Origin of the sequence: Sphingobium psychrophilum (assembly GCF_012927105.1) — a bacterium.
GTDB classification, from domain to species: Bacteria; Pseudomonadota; Alphaproteobacteria; order Sphingomonadales; family Sphingomonadaceae; genus Sphingobium; species Sphingobium psychrophilum.
The window spans coordinates 498,701-511,483 of sequence record NZ_JABBFV010000001.1; the positions used below are offsets into that span (position 1 = coordinate 498,701).

15 protein-coding genes are annotated in these 12,783 nt (G+C 64.2%); 11 read left to right on the forward strand and 4 right to left on the reverse strand.

Annotated elements, in window-relative coordinates:
* Positions 1–24 precede the first annotated feature (24 nt).
* Entirely contained in the window at positions 25–900 is an 876-nt protein-coding gene (gene ypfJ / locus HHL08_RS02565) for a KPN_02809 family neutral zinc metallopeptidase (RefSeq protein WP_169570891.1), read from the forward strand.
* A gap of 3 nt (positions 901–903) precedes the next feature.
* Here the strand turns inward: ypfJ and HHL08_RS02570 are convergent, their stop codons facing one another.
* Both HHL08_RS02570 and HHL08_RS02575 read right to left on the reverse strand, forming a co-directional pair.
* Positions 904–1,254, reverse strand: coding sequence for a hypothetical protein (locus HHL08_RS02570; RefSeq protein ID WP_169570892.1), 351 nt, complete (start codon positions 1,252–1,254; stop codon positions 904–906).
* A 99-nt stretch (positions 1,255–1,353) separates the two neighbouring features.
* Positions 1,354–1,584, reverse strand: a complete 231-nt coding sequence (locus tag HHL08_RS02575; protein ID WP_328804546.1) for a hypothetical protein — start codon at positions 1,582–1,584, stop codon at positions 1,354–1,356.
* A 47-nt stretch (positions 1,585–1,631) separates the two neighbouring features.
* On the opposite strand from HHL08_RS02575, the gene HHL08_RS02580 reads away from it, so the two are divergent.
* From HHL08_RS02580 to HHL08_RS02615, 8 genes are all read left to right on the forward strand, one after another.
* A complete protein-coding gene (locus HHL08_RS02580; protein ID WP_169570893.1) occupies positions 1,632–4,319 on the forward strand; it encodes a bifunctional [glutamine synthetase] adenylyltransferase/[glutamine synthetase]-adenylyl-L-tyrosine phosphorylase in 2,688 nt (895 codons plus the stop codon).
* Positions 4,319–4,780: a thioredoxin-dependent thiol peroxidase gene (bcp, locus tag HHL08_RS02585; protein ID WP_169571102.1), complete on the forward strand. Its 462-nt coding sequence runs from the start codon at positions 4,319–4,321 to the stop codon at positions 4,778–4,780. Before HHL08_RS02580 ends, bcp begins: the two co-directional genes overlap by 1 nt.
* Positions 4,777–5,586, forward strand: a complete 810-nt coding sequence (locus HHL08_RS02590) for a ferritin-like domain-containing protein (RefSeq protein ID WP_169570894.1) — start codon at positions 4,777–4,779, stop codon at positions 5,584–5,586. Before bcp ends, HHL08_RS02590 begins: the two co-directional genes overlap by 4 nt.
* A gap of 108 nt (positions 5,587–5,694) precedes the next feature.
* Positions 5,695–6,420 (forward strand): M23 family metallopeptidase, encoded by a 726-nt coding sequence (locus HHL08_RS02595; RefSeq protein ID WP_169570895.1) that lies wholly within the window; start codon positions 5,695–5,697, stop codon positions 6,418–6,420.
* 263 nt (positions 6,421–6,683) lie between these two features.
* Positions 6,684–7,010: a HesB/IscA family protein gene (locus HHL08_RS02600; protein WP_088182575.1), complete on the forward strand. Its 327-nt coding sequence runs from the start codon at positions 6,684–6,686 to the stop codon at positions 7,008–7,010.
* A 113-nt stretch (positions 7,011–7,123) separates the two neighbouring features.
* Positions 7,124–7,900, forward strand: coding sequence for an exodeoxyribonuclease III (gene xth, locus HHL08_RS02605; RefSeq protein WP_169570896.1), 777 nt, complete (start codon positions 7,124–7,126; stop codon positions 7,898–7,900).
* Positions 7,901–7,964: 64 nt separating this feature from the next.
* Positions 7,965–8,483, forward strand: a complete 519-nt coding sequence (locus HHL08_RS02610) for a DUF2239 family protein (protein ID WP_169570897.1) — start codon at positions 7,965–7,967, stop codon at positions 8,481–8,483.
* Positions 8,484–8,528: 45 nt separating this feature from the next.
* The gene (locus HHL08_RS02615) at positions 8,529–8,801 is read left to right on the forward strand and encodes a hypothetical protein (RefSeq protein WP_169570898.1); all 273 of its coding nucleotides are present in this window, start codon (positions 8,529–8,531) and stop codon (positions 8,799–8,801) included.
* A gap of 45 nt (positions 8,802–8,846) precedes the next feature.
* Here HHL08_RS02615 and HHL08_RS02620 read toward each other — a convergent pair whose 3' ends face one another.
* The gene (locus HHL08_RS02620) at positions 8,847–9,815 is read right to left on the reverse strand and encodes a diacylglycerol/lipid kinase family protein (RefSeq protein WP_169570899.1); all 969 of its coding nucleotides are present in this window, start codon (positions 9,813–9,815) and stop codon (positions 8,847–8,849) included.
* 9 nt (positions 9,816–9,824) lie between these two features.
* The gene (locus HHL08_RS02625) at positions 9,825–10,319 is read right to left on the reverse strand and encodes a DUF2141 domain-containing protein (protein WP_169570900.1); all 495 of its coding nucleotides are present in this window, start codon (positions 10,317–10,319) and stop codon (positions 9,825–9,827) included.
* A 130-nt stretch (positions 10,320–10,449) separates the two neighbouring features.
* Between HHL08_RS02625 and lptF the strand changes: the two genes are divergently transcribed.
* On the forward strand, positions 10,450–11,658 hold the full coding sequence (lptF, locus tag HHL08_RS02630) for an LPS export ABC transporter permease LptF (RefSeq protein WP_169570901.1): 1,209 nt from the start codon (positions 10,450–10,452) through the stop codon (positions 11,656–11,658).
* A 3-nt stretch (positions 11,659–11,661) separates the two neighbouring features.
* Positions 11,662–12,762, forward strand: coding sequence for an LPS export ABC transporter permease LptG (gene lptG, locus HHL08_RS02635; RefSeq protein ID WP_169570902.1), 1,101 nt, complete (start codon positions 11,662–11,664; stop codon positions 12,760–12,762).
* The last annotated feature ends 21 nt before the right edge of the window (positions 12,763–12,783 follow it).

Sequence of the window (12,783 nt, forward strand, 5' to 3'; positions counted from 1 at the left end):
CGATCAAGAGAAAGGGAGGGCGTCATGCGGCTCGACGACGAACAAGAAAGCAGTCATTACGAGGTGCAGGACGGCCGTGGCGGCGGCGGTGGTGGCCTGGGCGGCGGCCTTGGCATGTTGCTGCCGCTGATCGGCAGCCGTTTCGGGTGCGGCGGGATCGCCGTGGTGCTGATCATCATGGTGGTGATGGGTATGAACCCGTTGAGCCTGATCGGCGGCGGCGGCGGTGGACAGCAGGTTCAGACCGAACGCCCGGCGACCGGCGAACTCAGCGCGGTTCAGCGCACCTCGCTCAAGGTGCTGGGATCGACCGAACGCCGCTGGACCGACATTTTCAAGGCGGAGGGGCAGCAATATCCGCCGCCGACCCTGGTCTTCTTCAGCCAGAATGGCCAGTCGGGCTGCGGCGCGGCGCAATCGGCGATGGGGCCATTTTACTGCCCGGCCGACCAGCGCATCTATATCGACACCGATTTCTTCAACGAGATGGAAAGCCGCTTCAACGCGCCTGGCGATTTCCCGATCGGCTATATCATCGCGCATGAGGTCGGCCATCACATCCAGACCATCACTGGTGAGGCGGACAAGATCCGCAAGGCGCAGCAGCGCGCCAGTGAGGCGGAGGGTAACGCGCTACAGGTGAAGATGGAATTGCAGGCCGACTGCTATGCCGGGGTCTGGGCCGCGCGCGACACCAATTTGATGGAGGCGGGCGACCTGGAGGAAGGGATGCGCGCGGCGCAGGCGATCGGCGACGACACGCTTCAGAAATCGGCCGGGCGGCGGCCTGTACCCGAAAGTTTCACCCACGGCACTGGCGCGCAACGGATGGAATGGCTGCGCAAGGGGCTGTCCACCGGCGATCCTGCCGAGTGCGACACGTTCCAGGGCGCGATCTGACCCTTATTCCGAATTGGGCGATCCGGCGGGGGCGTCCTGCGGCGAAAAGCCAGCGGCCATGCCCCCGGTCATCGGCGGCGCGGATGTGTCGGGCAGGCCGGTGCCGGGCATCATCGCCGGTTGGTCGGCCCCGACCATCGGCTGGCCGAAGGCGGATGGGGCATCGACCGATGGCGCGCCGGGCGTCACCACCGGTGCGACTGGCATGGGTGGCGGCGGGGGCGGTACATCGGGCTTGATGGCCGGTTCGCCCTGTTGCTGCGGGGTGCCGGGTTTGGGCAGCAGAGCCTGAGTCGCCATCACGATCAACGGCGCGGCCAGCAGCGTGGCGATGGCGAAATTGCGATACATCATAAATGTGCGACTTTTCTGGAACGATAATCGCCGACTTTTATCCGAAATGGGTAAATAAAGCCCTGCCATGCCCTCACCCTGGACGGCTGGTCGCTCCCGTCAATGGCGGTCGAGCTTCGCCAGCAGCGCCATCATGTCATCGGGCACCCCATCGCGTCCGGGCGCATAAGTGGCGCGCAAGGCGTTGCCAACGCCTTCATAAGGCTCCGGCAAAGCGACGGTCACGATGCGGCTGCCGCCGCCATCGCGTCCCGGTGCCGATCGGCCATAGGCTTTGCGCTGGATATCCATGGAGCGTGAACGGCCGGAGAGGCCAAAAGTTTCTGGCATTCGTCGCAAGCCCAAGCGATAGCGCCCGGACATAAGGGAGAGCAGACGTGACCGACTGGCTGGAAACGCAGGCCCGGATCAGGGGCCATTCGCCTTTTTTGACACGCGCGCTAGATCGTTTTCCTGAGGTGACCGGAAGGCTGGCGGCCGGTGACCATGACGGCGCGCTGGCCGCGGCGCAGGCGGCGGGAAGCCCGGAAGACGGCGTGGCCCGGTCGCTGCGCCGCCGTCGCGGGGCGATCGCGCTGGCGGTGGCCGCCGCTGACCTGGCGGGCGCCTGGGACATGGATCGCGTCACCCGCATCCTCTCCGACTTTGCCGACCAGGCGCTGGAGGAAGCGCTCGCCGCCGCAATGCAGGAACGCTATCCCGATGCCGAGCATCGCGGCTTCGTTGTGCTCGCGCTGGGCAAGCATGGTAGCCGGGAACTCAACTATTCGTCGGATATCGACCCGATCCTGCTCTACGATCCCGCCACCCTGCCGCATCGCGAGCGGGAGGATGTGGCCGACGCCGCCGTGCGTATCGGCCGCCGGATGAGCGAGTTGCTCAGCGCCCGCGATGGCGATGGCTATGTCTTCCGCGTCGACCTGCGCCTGCGGCCCTCGCCCGAAGCCACGCCGATCGCGTTGCCGGTGGAGGCGGCGATCGGCTATTATGAATCGACCGCGATGGGATGGGAGCAGGCCGCCTTCATCCGCGCGCGTGCCGCAGCGGGCGACATCGCGCTCGGCGACTATTTCATGCGCCAGATCCGGCCCTTTGTCTGGCGACGCAGCCTGGATTTCGGCGCGATCGACGCGATCGTCGACATCAGCCGCCGCATCCGCGACCATTATGCGCAGGGTCAGGCGTTCGGGCCGGGCTATGACCTGAAACGCGGACGGGGCGGCATCCGAGAGGTCGAATTTTTCGCCCAGGTTCACCAGCTCATCCATGGCGGCCGCGACCGGTCGCTGCGATCGGGTAACACGCGAGAGGCTCTGGCGGCGCTCGCGGCGGCGAACGTGATCGAGGGCGACGTCGCCGCGCGGCTGGACGAGGCCTATATCCTATTTCGCACGATCGAACATCGGCTCCAGATGGTGGAGGACCACCAGACCCATGAGCTGCCAAAGTCGCCCGCCAGCCTCGACAATGTCGCGCGCTTGCATGGCCTGCCGGACGCCACGGCGCTGCTCGATCTGTTGCGCCCGCATGCGGAATGGGTCGGCCGCAACTATGATCGCCTCAGACCGCAAAAGGACGATGCCGGCCTCTCCCAGGACGAGGAGCGGTTGAAAGCGCAACTGATCGAGATCGGTTTTGCCGACCCCGAAACGCCGATCGCCCGCATTGCCCACTGGCGCGGCGGCACGATCCGGGCGCTGCGCAGCGCGGCGTCGCGCGACGCGCTGGAGGCGCTGATGCCCGGCCTGATGCGCGCGCTGGCCAAGGCGCCCGATCCCAGCCGCGCGCTCAACCGGCTGGACGATATGATCGGCCGCCTGCCCAGCGCGATCAACTTCTTCAAACTGCTCGCCGCACGCCCCGCCTTGGTCGAATTGCTGGCGGAGATATTGAGCCATGCCCCGACCCTGGCCGATGCGCTGGGACGCCGCGCGGAACTGATCGATGGCCTGATCGACGCCACCGCCTTCGACCCGCCACCGTCCGTGCCGCAACTGGCGCAGCAACTGGGCGCGCTGGAGCCGGGCGAGGATTATCAGGCGCTGCTTGACCGGGTGCGTCAGCGGGTCGGCGACCGCCGCTTCGCATTGGGCGTGCAGATCATCCGCGGGGGCGATCCGCTGGAGGCGGGCAGGGGCTATGGCCGCGTTGCCGAAGCCGCGATCGAGGCGCTGGCCACCGCCACCGTCGCCGAATTTGAAATCGCCCATGGCAAGGTGCCGGGCGGCGAGATGGTGATCCTGGCGCTGGGCCGCATGGGCGGTGGGATACTCACCCACGCTTCAGACCTTGATCTCGTCTATCTTTTCACCGGTGATTTCTCCACCGAATCCGATGGTCGCAAGCCGCTCGGCGCGACCCAATATTTCAACCGCCTTGCGCAGCGCGTCACCAACGCCCTGTCGGTCGCCACGGCGTTCGGCCCGCTCTATGAGGTCGACACGCGGCTGCGCCCGTCCGGCGCGCAGGGACTACTGGCGGTCAGCCTCGACAGTTTCGCCAAATATCAGCGGGAGGACGCCTGGACCTGGGAGCATCTGGCGCTCACCCGCGCCCGTCCTGTCTTCGGATCGCCCCATGCGCGCGCCGCGATCGACGCGGTGCTGACCGAAACCTTCCAGCGTCCGCGCGATTTCGACGATCTGGCGCGGCAAGCGGTGAAGATGCGCGGCGATATCGCCAAGCACAAGCCGCCGGCCAGCGCCCTCGATGTCAAACTGGTGCCGGGCGGCCTGGTCGACCTGGAATTTCTGATCCATGTGAACCAGTTCCATTATCGCATGGCCTTCGACCCGGATCTGGGTCAGGCGCTGGCCGAATTGGTCGCGGCTGGCCATCTGCCTGCCGGCCTTATCGCCGCGCATGACCTCATCACCCGCTATCTGGTGGTGTCGCGTTTGGTTTCGCCCAAATCGATCGAGCCGGCGGAGGCCACCCGGCCCCTGGTCGCCCGCGCCTGCGGCATGAACGATTGGGATGGGCTGCTTGCAAGCTATGCCAAGGCGCGGCAATGCGTAGGCGAGGCCTGGGCCGCGCTTGCCGCGCCCTATCAGGAGGAAATATGATGCTGGAACAGGGTGAGTCCGTCCCCGCCGTGACGCTGACCGACGCCGATGGCGTGGACTTTGCGCTGGACGTCTATCAGGGCAAGCCGCTGGTCGTCTATTTCTATCCCAAGGCGGACACGCCCGGTTGCACCAACCAGGCGAAGGATTTCACCGCGCTGGCCGATGATTTCGCCGCCGCGGGCGTGCCGATCGTCGGCATTTCCAAGGACAAGCCGGCCAAGCTCAAGAAATTCGCCGACAAATATGGCCTGCGCGTCATCCTGGCGTCTGACGAATCGGGCGCAGCGTGCGAGGCGTTCGGCACCTGGGTCGAAAAGTCGCTCTATGGCCGGAAATATATGGGGATCGAGCGTGCGACCTTCCTGATCGGGGCGGACGGCGCGATCCTGCGGGTCTGGCCCAAGGTGAAGGTGAAGGGCCACGCCGCAGAGGTGCTGGAGGCGGTGCAGGGGCTTTGACCCTGCCCAGCGCTGTGAGCAGCGTGGGCGCGGGGTGCGCCCATGTCCTGCTGACGCCCGATCCGCGCGCTAAGGTCATGGCGGCGCGCGCGGTGGCGCGGGCATGGCGGCAGGAGCGGCTGGCGCATCGGTTCGACGTCGCCTTGCCGGATCGCCCCGCGCGACCCGCCACGCCCGCATTGTTGCCGCCCGGCCAGATGCCCCGGCGCGGCAAGATTGGATCGGAGCGGGCAAGGATCGCCATGGTCCACGCGATCGCCCATATCGAATGCGTCGCGATCGATCTTGCCTTCGACATGATCGGCCGTTTTGGCGGGCAGTTTCCCGCGGCCTTTACCGACGAATGGATGCAGGTCGGCGCGGAGGAAGCGATGCATTTCGCGCTGCTGGAACGCCGTCTGCGCCAGATGGGCAGCCATTATGGCGCGCTGCCCGCCCATGATGGCCTGTGGCAGGCGGCGGAGGAGACGGCGGGCGACGCGCTGGCCCGGCTTGCCATCGTGCCCATGGTGCTGGAGGCGCGCGCGCTCGACATCACGCCCGCCACTATCGACCGGTTCGAAGCGGTGGGTGACATGACATCCGGCCGCATGCTGCGACGCATCATGACGGACGAGATTCGCCATGTCGCCGCGGGGACGAAATGGTTCGTCGCGGCGACGAACGGAATGGGCGTGGATGCGGCCAACCATTACCAAATGCTTGTGAAACGCCATTTTCGGGGCAGCGTTAAGCCACCGTTCAACGACTCGGCGCGTCGACAGGCCGGTCTGACGGAAGAATTCTACGTCGCGCTTGCAACATGACCGGCGATTTGCAGTCTGCATCCGGCGGGGGCGATCCAGGTCGCCAATAAATTAAACACGGGAAGCGCCGAGGGGCATAAAGCCTCCGGTGACATAGTCGGGGTCTGCATGTCGGTTCTTCACACGGTAAATGCTCGCGGTTCGCGTTGGTTCCAAACGAGCAAGGTTAAGACAATTTTAGCCAGTATCGGGATTGTCGGCGCGCTTTGCGCAACCGCCCCGGTCCACGCCACCGAAGGCGACGACCCCTATGGCGACGCTTCGGAAATCAACACCAGCGCGCTTGGCCCGTCCGATGTGGGCTTCTCCAACCTCTTTTCCAGCCTGCAACGCCTCGACGGCAACGCCAAGACCGCGGCCTACATCCCGTCGGGCCGCCCGGTCGAAAAGCTGATCCTGACCTCGAACTTCGGCGTCCGTTCCGACCCGTTCAACCGCGCTGCCCGGATGCACAAGGGCATCGACATTCCCGGCCCGATCGGCACGCCGATCCACGCCACGGCCGACGGCATCATCAGCCGCGCCGGCTGGGCCAGCGGCTATGGCAATCTCGTTCAGATCTCGCACGGCAGCGGCATGGAAACGCGCTACGGCCATATGTCGAAGCTGCTGGTCGCTGAAAATAGCTATGTGAAGCGCGGCCAGATCATCGGTCTGATGGGCTCGACCGGCCGCTCGACCGGCAGCCACCTCCATTATGAAGTCCGCGTCGATGGCGCGGCGATCAACCCGCTGCCTTTCGTCGCCGGCCCCGATTATCTGGTCGCGATGAACACCAAGCCGCCGCTCGCCATGGGCGGCCCGACCAAGGCGCAGGAAAAAGCTGCCGACTAAGGGCCATTTCCCCGACATTCGCACAAGGCCCGGTGGTTATTCGACTCCGGGCCTTTTTGTTTGCCCGTCAAATGTGTGCCGGCGAGTGCTGGCTATTTCGGTCAGGTTGAGGCGAAAATGGGGCTTTCTGAGAACCGGCGCGCATCGTGCTCAATGAACGTGAGCACCGGAAGCGAAGGAAAGTGCCATTTGCAGCCCGGCCTGGGCGAAATGGTTAGCATTCGCGGGTTGCCGGGCCTTTTGCTTGACCCTATCTAGGCACCATGGCCGACATTGATCTCACCCCTTCCGCTGCCGCGCGTGTCGCTGCGATCGCCGCAAAGCAGGGCAAGCCCGCGATCCTGCGATTGGCCGTGGAGGGCGGCGGCTGTTCCGGCTTCCAATATCGCTTCGGCCTGGCTGATGCGGTGGAGGCTGAAGACCTGTCGGTCGAGCGCGACGGCGTGACCCTGGTGGTCGATGACGTCAGCCTGGACCTGGTGCGCGGCTCCGCCGTCGATTTCGTTTCCGACCTGGGTGGTCAGGCCTTCAAGGTGACCAATCCCAACGCGACCGCCGGCTGCGGCTGCGGGACCAGCTTCTCGGTCTGAATCCTTCCGTTTGAAAATCCGCGTGCGCCTGCGTAGGCAGGAACCCAGACCGAACCTTGGAACTGGGCTCCTGCCTGCGCAGGAGCACGCATAGATTGAACGGATTGCCAGCCATGCGCATAGCCACCTTCAACATCAACGGCATCAAGGCGCGCTTGCCGCGCCTGCTGGAATGGCTGGGCGAAACGCAGCCCGACATCGCCTGCCTTCAGGAAATCAAGACCAGCGACGAAACCTTCCCGGTCAAGGATATCGAGGCGGCCGGTTACGGCGTGATCTGGCACGGGCAGAAGGGGTTCAACGGCGTCGCCATCCTCGCGCGTGGCGAAACCCCGGTCGAGGTGCGCCGCGGCCTTGAGGGCGAGAGTGAGGATGAGCATAGCCGCTATCTGGAAGCCGACGTGAAGGGCGTGCGCGTCGCGTCCATCTACCTGCCCAACGGCAATCCGCAGCCCGGCCCCAAATTCGATTATAAATTGCGCTGGATGAAGCGCCTGCGCGACCGCGCGACGCAAATCTGGGCGGAGGAAATCCCCGCGATCCTTGCGGGCGATTATAATGTCATCCCGCGTGACGTGGACACTTTTTCGGTCAAGGCGATGCAGGACGACGCGCTGATGCAGCCGGAAAGCCGCGAGGCCTATCGCCGGCTGCTGGGCGACGGCTGGACCGATGCGCTGCTGACCCGCCATCCCGCAGGCGGCGTGTGGACCTTCTGGGACTATCAGGCGAACAGCTGGCCGCGCGACGCGGGCTTTCGCATCGATCATCTGCTGCTCAGCCCCGCCGCCGCCGACCGCTTGGTCGATGCGCAGGTCGACAAAGAATTTCGCGGCCGGGAAAAGGCCAGCGACCACGCGCCGACCTGGGTCGAATTGCGCGCCGATTAATTACCCGGATAATATTGACTCAATTAAATCCGGGTAATAATGGCCGTGCCGAAGGAGATTCGGTATGGAACGGACATTGACGGCTTTTGCAGGCGATCTGTGGATCGCCACCGGCGATGAAGCGGAGGTGCGGGATGCTTTGCGCGCCATGGGGGACGATGCGCAGGCCGTCCTGCTGTTCGACGACGCCACCGGCCGTCAGGTCGATATCGACCTGCGCGCCAGATCGGCAGACGCGCCACGGGGCAGGGGCCGTCCGAGGCTGGGCGTGCAGCCGCGCGAAATCACATTGCTGCCACGCCATTGGGACTGGCTCGCCAGCCAGTCGGGCGGCGCATCCGCCACGGTGCGGCGACTGGTGGAAGCGGCGCGCAAGGCCGACGCGGACAAGCCCAGCCCGCGTGCCGCCATGGATGCAGCCTATCATTTCATGACGGCGATAGCGGGTGACCGGCCCGGCTATGAAGCGGCGATCCGGGCGCTCTATGCAAAGGACGAACAACTGTTCAACTCGTTGTCTCAGGACTGGCCATCGGGCATCCGCGACCACGCCCGCGCGCTGGCGGGACCGGCTTTTGGGTAGTATCGCGCAGTTGCGGACTTTCGAGCGTTGAGCCATCATCCAAACATGGCAACGCTTCTGCACGAATATTGGGAAAACGATGATGGAGCCGAGTTCGCCGTAGTGAGGGAACGAAATGACGAGTTGCGGCCAGTTCTAACGCCGAACGCGCGCCTTGTATTCAGCGTGTTGGCAACCTCATGGCATGAGGCCATGCAGCTTCAATATGACCGTTTGGATTATGGCACATATGATGCGGTTGGCTTAGAGAATTACATCTACACTGATGATGAAGCGGTGCAGCAACAAGAATATCTGAAGCATCGGAACGACAGCTAACCACTCATTCGAGCGGCCCTACAAAGCCGTATTTCAGTAGCGCCCTTAAGCCGCCAGTCGCAGGAACGGCACCGGCTGGGTCGATCGCAGGACGATCGGCTTGCCTTCGGACGCTTCGAACAATTCGCCGTCCAGTATCACGCTGCTCCGGTCGCCCTCGATGCGGATCACGTCGCCCTGTTCCAGATGGATGCCCTGCATCTTATGCTTGCCCACCCGCTTGAACAGGCTGGCCCATACCAGCCGCAGCAAGGATGGCAGATTCTGGTCCACCGCCATCAGTTTCATATTGCCGCTCCTGCTGTCGCCGGGGTCTACGCCCAGCAGCAGCCGTTCCAGCGTGGTCACGATCAGCACCGCAAAACGCCCGACCAACTGGCCGTCGCGAATCAGGGAAATCCGCACCGGGTTGCCTGACGGCGGCAGAAACTTGGCGCTGATGCCAAACAGCAGCGAAAACACCACCGCCAGCGCGGTGATGACATGGCTCAGGCCATTGGACAGGCCCAGCGGATAGATCTGGTTGCGGCAATAGAGCATGTAATCTGCCAGCCCCGCTCCCCCTAAGAACATGCCCAGCACCGGACGGCTGCCGACCGCGCCGTCGGACAGGGCGATCAGTTCGCGCGCGACGACATGGTCGTCCACGCCCGCCTTGGCGATCGCCACGATCCGCTCCAGCGCCTTGATAGGGTCGCCATGGATGCCAAGGTCCAGGGCGATCAGGTTGGTCTTGCCATTGGGCAGCACCGCGATCGGCGGCACCCGGCCCTTGAAATGTTCGCCCTGGTAGAGTTCGGTCAGCGACGCCTGCACCGTGCCGTCGCCGCCATTGATGACGATGACGACCGGATCGACGCGAGCGATCGTCTGGAACGCCCGGCCGATCTGGTCGACCTGTTCCACTTCATAATGGAAAATGTCGGGGTTGCTGGCGCAATAGCTGCGCACGAGGGGAAGGGTCTGCCGGTTGCCCGTGGACTTCGGATTGGACAGGAGCGCGACGCAGACCATGGCTTTGGATCACATATATTTGAGGTTGATCGTGATTTTCGTCACGCCCGGTCCAACATGAAAGGCCGCCTTCTCCACGCCTGGTTTCCCCAGGTTGAAGATGCTGATCGATGGATTGTTGGAAAATCCACCGCCATCGCGCGAAATGTCCGTCTTGCCATTGCCGTCGCGATCGTGCCGCACGGCGATGCCATATTCGCCTGCTCTGGGCACCGGGACGCAAAAGCGCATCGCCCCATTGGCCGGTCGTACCGCCGTGTCGATGCGGTTGAGCCATTCACCCTTGGCGAGCCACGCCGCCTTGGTGGCGGGATAAGACTGGACGCGCACCTTGCCGGTGGCGGCGGTGAAACCGCGCACATCGACCAGCACGGCCGGGCCTTTGGCGCTGCTTTCGCACCGCCCCAGATCGTTCGCGATTTCCTCGCCATGGGCCATGGCCGGTATCGCCGCGATCATCGCTGCACCCGCCATCACACCCATTGCAACTTTTACCATGACCATCAGACTCCTGGAAGCTATAGCCGCCGATATGGACCGGCGGACAAACCCCTGTTCGCCCCGCTTTTCTACCTGACTCGCATATGAGATGGGTTTGCGGCCAAAACATGGTGATGGGACGACGACTTAGAGAATGCTGACCGCCACCGACCGTTATCTCGCCCGCCTGATCGCGGTGCCCATGCTGGGTACGCTTGTGATCGCCGCGATGCTGCTGGTGCTCGACAAGATGCTCAGCCTGTTCGATTTCGTCGCGGCGGAAGGAGGGCCGGTCAGCGTCGTGTGGCGGATGCTCGCCAATATGCTGCCCGAATATCTCTCGCTCGGCATCCCGATCGGTTTGATGCTCGGCATCCTGCTCGCCTTCCGCAAGCTGGCCCTGTCGTCGGAACTGGACGTCATGCGCGCGGTCGGCCTGTCCTATGGCCGGCTGCTGCGCGTGCCCTATATGTACTGCGTCGCGCTGGCCCTGCTCAATTTCGGCATCGTCGGTTTTGTCCAGCCGCTCTCTCGCCATGCCTATGAAGCACTGCGATTCGAACTGCGATCGGGTGCGCTCGGCGCCTCGATCAAGGTCGGGGAGTTCACCAATTTGGGCAAGCGCATGACCCTGCGGATCGAGCGCAGCCTGGACGAAGGTCGCAATCTCCAGGGCATCTTCGTCCGCGCGGTGAGCCGCGATGGCCAGTCGGTCGCGGTCACGGCGGCGCAGGGCACGTTCCTGGCCACCGACGATCCCGACGTCATCATCTTCCGCCTGCGCAACGGCGTGCTGGTGAATGATGCGCCCAAATATAAGACGCCGCGCATCCTCTCCTTTTCCAGCCATGACCTGCCGATCGACCTGCCGCAGATCGAAAATTTCCGCGGCCGCGACGTCGACAGGGAAAAGACGATTCCCGAATTGATGGTGATCGGCAAAAATCCCGCGACGCCGGAAAAATTGAAGGACGAAGTGCGCGCCAACTTCCATTTCCGTATGGTCGAGGTCGTGTTCATGTTCCTGCTGCCGCTCGCCGCGCTGGCCTTCGCCATCCCGCCCAAGCGATCGACCTCGGCGCTCGGCGTCTTCCTCTCGATCGTGTTCATCGTCACCTATCATAAGGTGAACCAATATGGCGAAGGCATCGGCGCGCTGGGGAAGGTCGATCCGATCATCGCGCTGTGGGGACCGTTCCTGCTCGCCTCTGGCCTGGTGCTATGGATGTATCATGTGATCGCCAACCGACCCGGCGGCCAGCCGATCGGCGCACTGGAAGTGGCCTTCTCCAAGCTTGGCAAGCAGATCGTCCGGCTGCTGCGCTTCGGGCGGCGACGTCCCGTTGCGCAAGGAGCGGCCTGACCCATGCAGTTCAACTTCTTCCCGTCGCGCCAGATCAGCTGGTATATGGCGCGCCTGTTCCTGACCCGCACCTTCGCCGTGCTGATGCTGCTGGTGGTCGTCCTCCAGACGCTCGACCTGCTGGGCAATTCGGGCGATGTGCTTTCCTATCCCGGCAATGGCGACCCGGAATTATGGCATTATGTCGGTCTGCGCGCGCCGCAGATCGTCGCGCGCTTCCTGCCATTCTCGGTGCTGCTGGGCACGCTGGTCATGCTGGCGACGCTTAACCAGAATAGCGAAATCATCTCGATGAAGGCGGCGGGCCTTTCCGCGCACCAGATACTAGCGCCGCTGATCGCGACAGCGCTCGGCGTATCGGTCATCAGCTTCGTCTTCAACGAACGGATCGTCGCCCGCTCGACCGCGGCGCTCAGCGCCTGGCAGGCGGTCGATTATGGCCCGATCCCGCGCGACAGCGGCGTCAAGAGCAATCCCTGGGTGCGCGACGGCAACAATCTGGTCAACGCCGCCATCGTCGCGGGGCGCGGCAATGAAGTGCAGCTGCGCAAGGTCCAGATCTACAATCGCATCAACAACAGCCTGACGACCATCGTCCAGGCACCCAGGGGCCGTTACGACGCCGCCAGTAAAAGCTGGCTGCTGGAAGGCGCGCGCCAGTTCGATGTAGCGCGCGGCACGGTCCGCAATGTCGGCACCGTCCGCTTCGGCCGCGACATCCGCCCGGACCAGTTCACCCTGGCAAAGGTCGATCCCGACGCGCTGACCTTCCGCGAACTGGAAGCAGCGATCTCCGACCTGCATGACGCCGGCCGTCCCACCGCGGAGTTGGAGGGTAGTTTGTGGCACAAATTGTCGGGTCCGCTCTCCGCGTTGCTGATGCCGATCCTGGGATCGGTCGCGGCGTTCGGTCTGGCGCGATCGGGCCAATTGTTCATGCGGGCGGTGCTGGGCATGGCGCTCGGCTTTGCCTATTTCGTCGCCGACAATTTCTCGCTCGCGATGGGTAGCCTGGGCGCCTACCCGCCGGTGCTCGCCGCATGGGCGCCCTTCTTCCTTTTCCTTCTGGTCGGCGAAACCGTGCTGTTCCGAACAGAGGAATGAAGGCCGAATAAAAAGGCCCCG

Coding starts and splice junctions, on each gene's coding strand:
- xth (WP_169570896.1), top strand. CDS start 7,124: ATGCGCATAGCCACCTTCAACATCAACGGCATCAAGGCGCGCTTGCCG.
- HHL08_RS02575 (WP_328804546.1), bottom strand. CDS start 1,584: ATGCCAGAAACTTTTGGCCTCTCCGGCCGTTCACGCTCCATGGATATC.
- HHL08_RS02610 (WP_169570897.1), top strand. CDS start 7,965: ATGGAACGGACATTGACGGCTTTTGCAGGCGATCTGTGGATCGCCACC.
- ypfJ (WP_169570891.1), top strand. CDS start 25: ATGCGGCTCGACGACGAACAAGAAAGCAGTCATTACGAGGTGCAGGAC.
- HHL08_RS02615 (WP_169570898.1), top strand. CDS start 8,529: ATGGCAACGCTTCTGCACGAATATTGGGAAAACGATGATGGAGCCGAG.
- lptG (WP_169570902.1), top strand. CDS start 11,662: ATGCAGTTCAACTTCTTCCCGTCGCGCCAGATCAGCTGGTATATGGCG.
- bcp (WP_169571102.1), top strand. CDS start 4,319: ATGCTGGAACAGGGTGAGTCCGTCCCCGCCGTGACGCTGACCGACGCC.
- HHL08_RS02625 (WP_169570900.1), bottom strand. CDS start 10,319: ATGGTCATGGTAAAAGTTGCAATGGGTGTGATGGCGGGTGCAGCGATG.
- HHL08_RS02600 (WP_088182575.1), top strand. CDS start 6,684: ATGGCCGACATTGATCTCACCCCTTCCGCTGCCGCGCGTGTCGCTGCG.
- lptF (WP_169570901.1), top strand. CDS start 10,450: ATGCTGACCGCCACCGACCGTTATCTCGCCCGCCTGATCGCGGTGCCC.
- HHL08_RS02570 (WP_169570892.1), bottom strand. CDS start 1,254: ATGATGTATCGCAATTTCGCCATCGCCACGCTGCTGGCCGCGCCGTTG.
- HHL08_RS02595 (WP_169570895.1), top strand. CDS start 5,695: ATGTCGGTTCTTCACACGGTAAATGCTCGCGGTTCGCGTTGGTTCCAA.
- HHL08_RS02620 (WP_169570899.1), bottom strand. CDS start 9,815: ATGGTCTGCGTCGCGCTCCTGTCCAATCCGAAGTCCACGGGCAACCGG.